Here is a 7,111-nt window from a genome sequence, read left to right as displayed (position 1 = left end):
GCATTGTGTAGTTTTCAGGGTACATCCGGCGCCATTTAGAGGCTTTCAGCGTTTCTCTCCGCTTTCGTTGCCCTCATCGGCGCGACTGTCATAATATAACACAGGGGGCTGACTCTCGTCAACCCCCTTTTTTCATTTTTTGTGATTCTTTTTAAGAAAATCCTGCCATGCCTATGTGCTGTAGGTAAAGTTGAGTTCTGTACGTGCGGCAAGAAGGGGTGCATTAGCATCCTTGTCCGATAGTACCGTCGGTGCAAGCGGCCACTGCACATTAATCTCTGGATCGTTCCAGCGGATATTCCCATCGCAGTCGGGTGCATAGAGATTATCTGCCTTGTACTGTACTTCGACATCATCGGTCAGTGTGATGAATCCGTGGGCAAAGCCGCGCGGGATGAAGAGCTGCCGATAATTCTCCGCCGTGAGTTCCACGCCGACCCATTTGGCATACGTCGGTGAGCCGCGTCGAATGTCGACAGCAACGTCGAAGATTGCACCGTGCGAGACGCGCAGGAGTTTTGCCTGTGCCATGGGGTTCAGCTGATAATGCAGACCGCGCAGCGTCCCCTTCTGTGCAGAAAAGGAATGATTGTCCTGGACGAAGTCGACAAAGATCCCTGCATCCTCCATCTTCTTTTTCGACCAGCTCTCCATGAACCAGCCGCGTGCATCACCGAACACCTGCGGTTCGAGTATACGGACACCGGGAAGTGCCGTTTCAATTACGTTCATTTAACTGCTCCCCTATGCATCCTGAATCATGCGTTTCAGATAGATGCCGTACTCATTCTTTGCAAGGGGTTCGGCAAGGCGAAGCACCTGCTCGGCGTCGATGTACCCCATGCGGTAGGCGATCTCCTCAATGCAGGAAATCTTGAGTCCCTGCCGTGCCTGGATGGTCTGGACAAATGTCGCCGCCGACAGCAGGGACTCATGCGTTCCCGTGTCGAGCCACGCATAGCCGCGCCTCAGGCGCTCCACGCGAAGCTTGTTCATCGCAAGATATACCTTGTTCACGTCCGTAATCTCAAGCTCTCCACGCGCCGAAGGACGGATGCCGCGTGCGATCTCTACGATGTCGCTGTCATAGAAGTAAAGTCCCGTAACGGCGTAGTTTGATTTTGGTTCTTTGGGCTTTTCCTCGAGCGTGAGCGCATTCCCCACCGCATCGAAGGAGACGACACCATAGCGCTCTGGATCGGACACGTAGTATGCGAACACGGTTGCGCCGTCCTCGCTCTGCACAGCGCACTGCAGGACCTGAGCAAAGTCAGAACCATAGAATATGTTGTCACCGAGTACAAGTGCGCATCCCTCACCCGCGATAAAGTCCGCGCCGATGATAAATGCCTGTGCAAGTCCGTCCGGGCTCGGCTGCACGGCATACGAAATGGAAATGCCAAGCTGACTGCCGTCACCGAGCAGTTCCTTGTAGAGCGCGCTGTCGCTCGGCGTTGTAATGATGAGGATGTCCTTGATGCCCGCGAGCATCAGCGTGCTCAACGGATAGTAGATCATCGGCTTGTCGTAGATCGGCATGAGCTGCTTTGATACGACCTTTGTCAGCGGGTAGAGCCGCGTGCCCGATCCTCCTGCGAGGATAATTCCCTTCTTGATCATCCCGTCACCTCTTCTGCGTTCTTGAAGAATTCTGTCTATCATTATATAATAATGTATCTATAAAATACAATGGCTTTCGTTCCAAGATATTTTTTGCATGAATGTTAGTAAGGAGATGTCATGAGTACGTCGGTGAATTTTTCTGTTGGTGACCCGTTCCCTATGCCCATACTGGCACAGGCGGACGGCGGGATGTTTCAGGTGGATCGGAACGGCATAATGTTCCTGCTCCAGCTCTCGCACACGGATGCCATCGCCGTCGAGGCGTTCCGTACGGGAGAAATTGAGTTTGCCCTGACAGAGGTCGACGGCATTCTCTTCCTTCTCTATCGCATTGACGGGATCTTCAAGGATGGTTGGGGCGATGCACCGCTCTCCCTCTCGCTCGTCAAGAAGGAATTGCTGCCGGATGAAAAGAGTCTCGTTGATCCGACGATCCATCTCTATCTCGTCGATACGAACTTAAAGATTCTGCTTGCGCAGCGAACGGCACATGTGCCCGAGGAGTTCGCAGAGATCATACGACAGAATGTACGTACACAAAAAGAAGAGCCTCTTTCGGCGCTTGCATTTCAAAAAAAGGTATCCGCTGTCTGGGCGAAGAAATCGTCCGCTGATCTGCGCGAGATGGCAGCTGCGGCACATACATTGCCGATGGCGCTTGAGAATACCAAACCACACTGAAAAAGGGATGTTGCACGAAGCTAGAAAACTTCGTGCAACATCCCTTTTTACGAAACGTAATACACGCGATTCGGGCGGCGTGCCGACGCCTTCGGCGGGTTGCCGTCCGGATAGCCAAGGGCGCAGTGCCCGATGCCGATGTATTCGCCTTCGATGCCGAGTTTTTTCAGCAGCGCCTGATAGGCAGGTTCCTCGAACTCCTCCTTCGCGCGGTTGATCCAGATCGTACCAAGTCCAAGTGCGTGCCCTGCAAGCATGAGATTTCCCATGACCAGGCTGCCGTCGTAGACGCCGTTTGGCCAGTCCTTCGGCGCGAGTACGATGAGGATGACAGGAGCGCCATAGAACGGGTCAAAGCCCTCCTTCCAGCCGCCGATACGGCAGTTGTCACGCATGATCTGCATTCTGAGGTCAGGATTCGTCACAGCAATGATGATCGGGGCCTGTTTCCCCTTGCCGTTTGCGGCATAAAGCCCCGCCTCGATCACCTCGTCGATGAGTGCCTGAGGCACCTCATCCGGCTTGAATTTTCGGATGCTGCGGCGTTCAATTATGTCTTTAATGGTGGTATTCATTGTGCCAGTCTCCTTGCAGTCAGCTCTTTTACGATGCGCGCGACGAGTGATGTCCGCGAAAACGGCGTGATGATATAGTAGCCGTCAATGTATGGCGCAATATCTTTTGCAATCTCAAGTGAAAGCTGCACGGCAAGTTCCTCTGCCGCCTCACGATCGAGTCCGTGATAGGCATTGATGATGCGCTCCTCGACATGAATCCCCGAGATCTCACTCTCCATAAAACGCGCGTTGCGCTCACTGACAACGGGCATGATGCCGCCTATGATAAGCGCCCCCGGCAAGGTATCGCGTGCCGTACGCAGATTCTCCTTTGCCCGTGCACTGAGGACGGGCTGTGTGAAGAATCCCGTCATCCCTGCCTCCATCTTCTTTTTTGCAAGCCCAAGCTGTGAAGGAAAATGTTGGGAATTGACGTTGAGTGCCCCGAAGATATGGAATGGCACGACATCGCCGCGCTCTCCGAGGTTCGTAATGAATGCGGACAGTTTGCGTGAGTTGAACTGATAGACACTCTTCACTTCATCGCGCTCTGCGGTTGGAATCGGATCCCCCGTAATTGCGATCATGTTGTGAATGCCCTCGGCGCTCAGGCCGAGGAGGATGGACTTGATTGCGTTGAGATTGCGGTCACGGCAGGTCATATGCGGAATCGGTTCGAGTCCGAGGCTGCGGTAAACACGCCCCGCAAGCATTGCCGCATCCATGCGGGCACGCGCAATAGGGTTGTCTGCAATTGTGATGGCATGAATACCCGCTGCCTGAAGTTCCAGCGCCCCCGCCATGAATTTATCTGCATTACCGGTCTCAGGTGGATCAAGCTCGACAGCGATGGGGATTTCCCCTGCTCTCAGTGCATCAAAGAACGGGCTGCGCGACGGTGCAAGTGCAGTACGCACCGCCCGTTCTTCCGCTTCTGCCGTGACACTTCCTTCGTCTCTCAATGCGCCGCAAAGAGCGCGGATGTGATCCGGCGTCGTACCGCAGCAGCCGCCGACGATGGATACACCGTCACCTACGATGGCGGCAAGCCCCTTGCCAAAATAATCCGGTGCGCTCTCATAAAAGGTACGCCCATCAACGACGATCGGATGGCCTGCATTGGGCATGAGAGAGAGCGGCAAGGAGCATGTGCCGAGGAGATGCACGAGTTCCTTCATCGACTGGACGCCGCTGACACAGTTGAAGCCAACAGCGTCAATGTAGCCACTCTCCACAGCCACACGAACAAGTTCCTCAACGAAGAAACCGTCGCGCGTATAGCCGCCGGGGAAGGCAGAGAAGGATGTCAGGACGAATGCATCAGGACAGACCTGCTTGATGTGTGCCGCTGTCTCGACCAGCCCCTCTGCGGAAGAGTTTGTCTCAAAGAGGAAGTGACGCGCGCCCGCCGCAAGGAAGGAGTCGGCCAGGAAGTAATACTCCTCGATGATGTCAGCAGGCGGCAGTCCCGTGACGGGGCCGATGTCGGCAAAGATATACGCGCCGAACGGCTCTGCCGCACGCGCGGCGATCTCGAAGCCCGTGTGCAGGATGCGCTCGACGAGCGCCGTATCCCCCTGATAGACAATGCGGTTCGCCGCAAAGGTGTTGGTCTTGATCGCCTGCGCACCCGCACGCAGATACTCTGTATGGATCTCCTCGACCACGATCGGAGTCTCGATGTTTGCGAGCTCCACGCCCTTGCCGCGCGTATGCGTCTTTTGGGCGTAATAGGTACCCATGCCGCCGTCAAAGATGAGCGGCTCTTTCTTTATATGTTCCCGTATATTCACGCGCTCCTGCTCCATATCCATAAGCCTCCTTGCTGTTTTTTACTATCCCAATACGCGGCGTGCGATCTCGACAATGCTGCGCGCATCTCCCGCGTAGTAGTCCGCGCCGATCTCCTTCGCATAGTCCTCGGTCAGCACAGCGCCGCCGACGACGGTCTCACAGGAATGCCCTGCCTCGTGCAGTGCCTCAATGGTCTTTTTCATCGCCGTGACCGTCGTCGTCATGAGCGCCGAAAGCCCGATCAGCCCGACCTGCTTTTCGATGGCGACCTCTACGACGCGCGTAATGGGTACGTCGCGCCCGAGGTCGATAATCTGGTAGCCGTAGTTCTCGAGGACGACCTTTACAATGTTCTTGCCGATGTCGTGGATGTCCCCCTCTACCGTGGCGAGGATGATCTTGCCCTTTGATACGCCCTGCCCTTCCTCGGCGAGGCGTACTTTAATGAGTTCAAGCCCCGCCGTTGCCGCATTCGCCGCATTGATGAGCTGCGGCAGGAAGATGATCTCCTTCTCGTAGCGGTCGCCCACGATGTCAAGCGCGGGGATGACCTTCTCCTGTATGATCTCCATCGGCGCCATCTCCGTGAGGAGTTTGCGCGTAATGCGCTCCGCATCGTCACTGAGTCCGCGAATGATCGCGTCCATCAGAGGATCGACCTCGCCCGCACTGTCCGCTGCGGCAGTCTGTACCGCTCCCGCCGCCTCATCGCCCGTAATGCCGAGTTCCTTGCGGCGGCGCATCTCTGCCTGCTCGGGAGCAAACCGCTCGATATATGCGGCGCAGTCCACATCCTCCCCCGACACCGCGCGGAAGGATACAACGGCATCCATGACGCCCTTCGTGTTCGGATTGATGATCGGGAAATCAAGTCCGACGTGCATCGCCTGAATGAGAAAGTTCTCCGTCATGTGTCCGCGCGCGGGCAGTCCGAACGAGATGTTGCTGACGCCGAGCGCACAGTGGAGTCCGAGGCGCTCATGAACCTCGCGCACTGCGCGCAGGGTCTCCATCGCCTGCTCCTGCTGTGCCGAGACGGTGAGTGTCAAACAGTCGATGATGATGTCCTCGCGGTCAAGGCCGTACTTTTCTGCCTCCGCGACAATGTGCTCAGCGATGGCAACGCGCTGTGCCGCCGTCTCTGGGAGTCCGCGCTCATCCATTGCGAGACCGAGCACTGCCGCGCCGTAGTGTTTCGCAAGCGGGAAGATGGCGTCCATGCGCTCGCGCTCGCCGCTGACCGAGTTGATGATGACGCGCCCGTTTGTCACGCGCAGCGCCGCCTCGATCACCTTTGGATTCGCCGAGTCAATCTGGAGCGGCAAGTCAACGACACTCTGTACCGCCTTGACAACGTACGGAATGATCTTTTCTTCGTCCACGCCCTGTGCGCCGACGTTGATGTCAAGCACCTGCGCCCCCGCCTCCTGCTGCGAGATGGCAAGTTTCTTGATGTAGCCGTAGTCCTCCTCAAGGAGCGCCTGTTGGAGGCGCTTCTTGCCCGTCGGGTTGATGCGCTCGCCGATGACGTTGAGCTTACCGTACTCCGCAACGCGCCCCGGGGAGGCGACCCCCTTGCGCTTCTTCCGCGCAGGGCGCTCCGACGCGCCGCCCGCGACAGCGGCCGAAAGCGCACGGATAAAGTCGGGCGTCGTGCCGCAGCAGCCGCCCATGATAACTGCACCGCGCTGTGCAAACGCTGTCATCTCGCGTCCGAAGTCCTCCGCTGTCATTTCGTACGCGCCCGTGCGCGGGTCAGGAAGTCCCGCGTTCGGCTTTACAATGATCGGCAGATCCGTCCACTCCATAAGCTCATCTACAATCGGGACAAGCTCCACGGGACCGAGCGAACAGTTGACGCCGAGCGCCGAAACACCGAGCGCGTCGAGCGTGACCGCAACGGACGGGACGGCAGCACCGAGGAAGGTGCGCCCGTTCTGCTCGAACGTCATCGTCACCCAGATTGGCAGCTTCGTATGCTCCTTTGCCGCCAGCACCGCCGCTTTGGCCTCGTAGAGGTCGGTCAGCGTCTCAAAGATCACAAGGTCGGCACCCGCCTCCTCGCCCGCAGTCACCATCTCGCGGAAAAGCTCATATGCATCCTCAAACGATAGCGTGCCGAGCGGCTCGACCAATTCCCCGATGGGGCCGATGTCGAGTGCAACGCGCACGCCCGTGACGCCGGAGTTCTCCGCAGCACGGCGTGCAGTCGCGACGTTCGCAGCGATCACCTCTGCTACCGTCTTTCCCGTGCCGACAAGCTTGTGTCCGTTTGCACCAAAGGTATTGCTGTAGATGACGCGGCTGCCCGCGGCGATGTAGTTGCGATGAACCTCCTCGATCACATCGGGATGCTCCATGCCGAAGAGTTCGGGGCGCTCCCCCGGCGCAAGCCCGCGAGCCTGCAGCTCCGTTCCCATGCCCCCGTCCAGTATAATGATATCGTTCATTCCATA

At 57.2% G+C, this 7,111-nt stretch carries 6 protein-coding genes; 1 reads left to right on the top strand and 5 read right to left on the bottom strand.

All coding sequences use genetic code 11. The features are described 5' to 3' along the window. Window positions 1-171: 171 nt before the first annotated feature. A complete protein-coding gene (gene rfbC, locus HMPREF1992_RS06965; RefSeq protein WP_021685169.1) occupies window positions 172-732 on the bottom strand; it encodes a dTDP-4-dehydrorhamnose 3,5-epimerase in 561 nt (186 codons plus the stop codon). Between the two features lie 12 nt (window positions 733-744). Further along, complete coding sequence (rfbA, locus tag HMPREF1992_RS06960) at window positions 745-1,620, bottom strand: glucose-1-phosphate thymidylyltransferase RfbA (RefSeq protein WP_037358866.1); 876 nt, start codon at window positions 1,618-1,620, stop codon at window positions 745-747. 120 nt (window positions 1,621-1,740) lie between these two features. On the opposite strand from rfbA, the gene HMPREF1992_RS06955 reads away from it, so the two are divergent. Then, a complete protein-coding gene (locus HMPREF1992_RS06955; protein WP_037358862.1) occupies window positions 1,741-2,304 on the top strand; it encodes a hypothetical protein in 564 nt (187 codons plus the stop codon). A 47-nt stretch (window positions 2,305-2,351) separates the two neighbouring features. Here HMPREF1992_RS06955 and HMPREF1992_RS06950 read toward each other — a convergent pair whose 3' ends face one another. The 3 genes from HMPREF1992_RS06950 to HMPREF1992_RS06940 are packed head-to-tail and all read right to left on the bottom strand — an operon-like array spanning window position 2,352 to window position 7,105. Then, window positions 2,352-2,879, bottom strand: a complete 528-nt coding sequence (locus tag HMPREF1992_RS06950; RefSeq protein WP_021685166.1) for a nitroreductase — start codon at window positions 2,877-2,879, stop codon at window positions 2,352-2,354. Then, a complete protein-coding gene (locus tag HMPREF1992_RS06945) occupies window positions 2,876-4,669 on the bottom strand; it encodes a bifunctional homocysteine S-methyltransferase/methylenetetrahydrofolate reductase (protein ID WP_037358927.1) in 1,794 nt (597 codons plus the stop codon). Before HMPREF1992_RS06945 ends, HMPREF1992_RS06950 begins: the two co-directional genes overlap by 4 nt. A gap of 27 nt (window positions 4,670-4,696) precedes the next feature. Continuing rightward, entirely contained in the window at window positions 4,697-7,105 is a 2,409-nt protein-coding gene (locus HMPREF1992_RS06940) for a homocysteine S-methyltransferase family protein (protein ID WP_037358857.1), read from the bottom strand. Window positions 7,106-7,111: the final 6 nt, after the last annotated feature.

Source organism: Selenomonas sp. oral taxon 892 str. F0426 (assembly GCF_000468035.1).
Lineage (GTDB): Bacteria > Bacillota > Negativicutes > Selenomonadales > Selenomonadaceae > Centipeda.
Note: the sequence above shows the minus strand (reverse complement) of the source record. Positions and strands in the feature narration are given on the sequence as shown.

Excerpts from the sequence above, each read along its gene's own strand:
- rfbA (WP_037358866.1), bottom strand. The coding sequence starts at position 1,620 with ATGATCAAGAAGGGAATTATCCTCGCAGGAGGATCGGGCACGCGGCTC.
- HMPREF1992_RS06940 (WP_037358857.1), bottom strand. The coding sequence starts at position 7,105 with ATGAACGATATCATTATACTGGACGGGGGCATGGGAACGGAGCTGCAG.
- HMPREF1992_RS06950 (WP_021685166.1), bottom strand. The coding sequence starts at position 2,879 with ATGAATACCACCATTAAAGACATAATTGAACGCCGCAGCATCCGAAAA.
- HMPREF1992_RS06945 (WP_037358927.1), bottom strand. The coding sequence starts at position 4,669 with ATGGAGCAGGAGCGCGTGAATATACGGGAACATATAAAGAAAGAGCCG.
- rfbC (WP_021685169.1), bottom strand. The coding sequence starts at position 732 with ATGAACGTAATTGAAACGGCACTTCCCGGTGTCCGTATACTCGAACCG.
- HMPREF1992_RS06955 (WP_037358862.1), top strand. The coding sequence starts at position 1,741 with ATGAGTACGTCGGTGAATTTTTCTGTTGGTGACCCGTTCCCTATGCCC.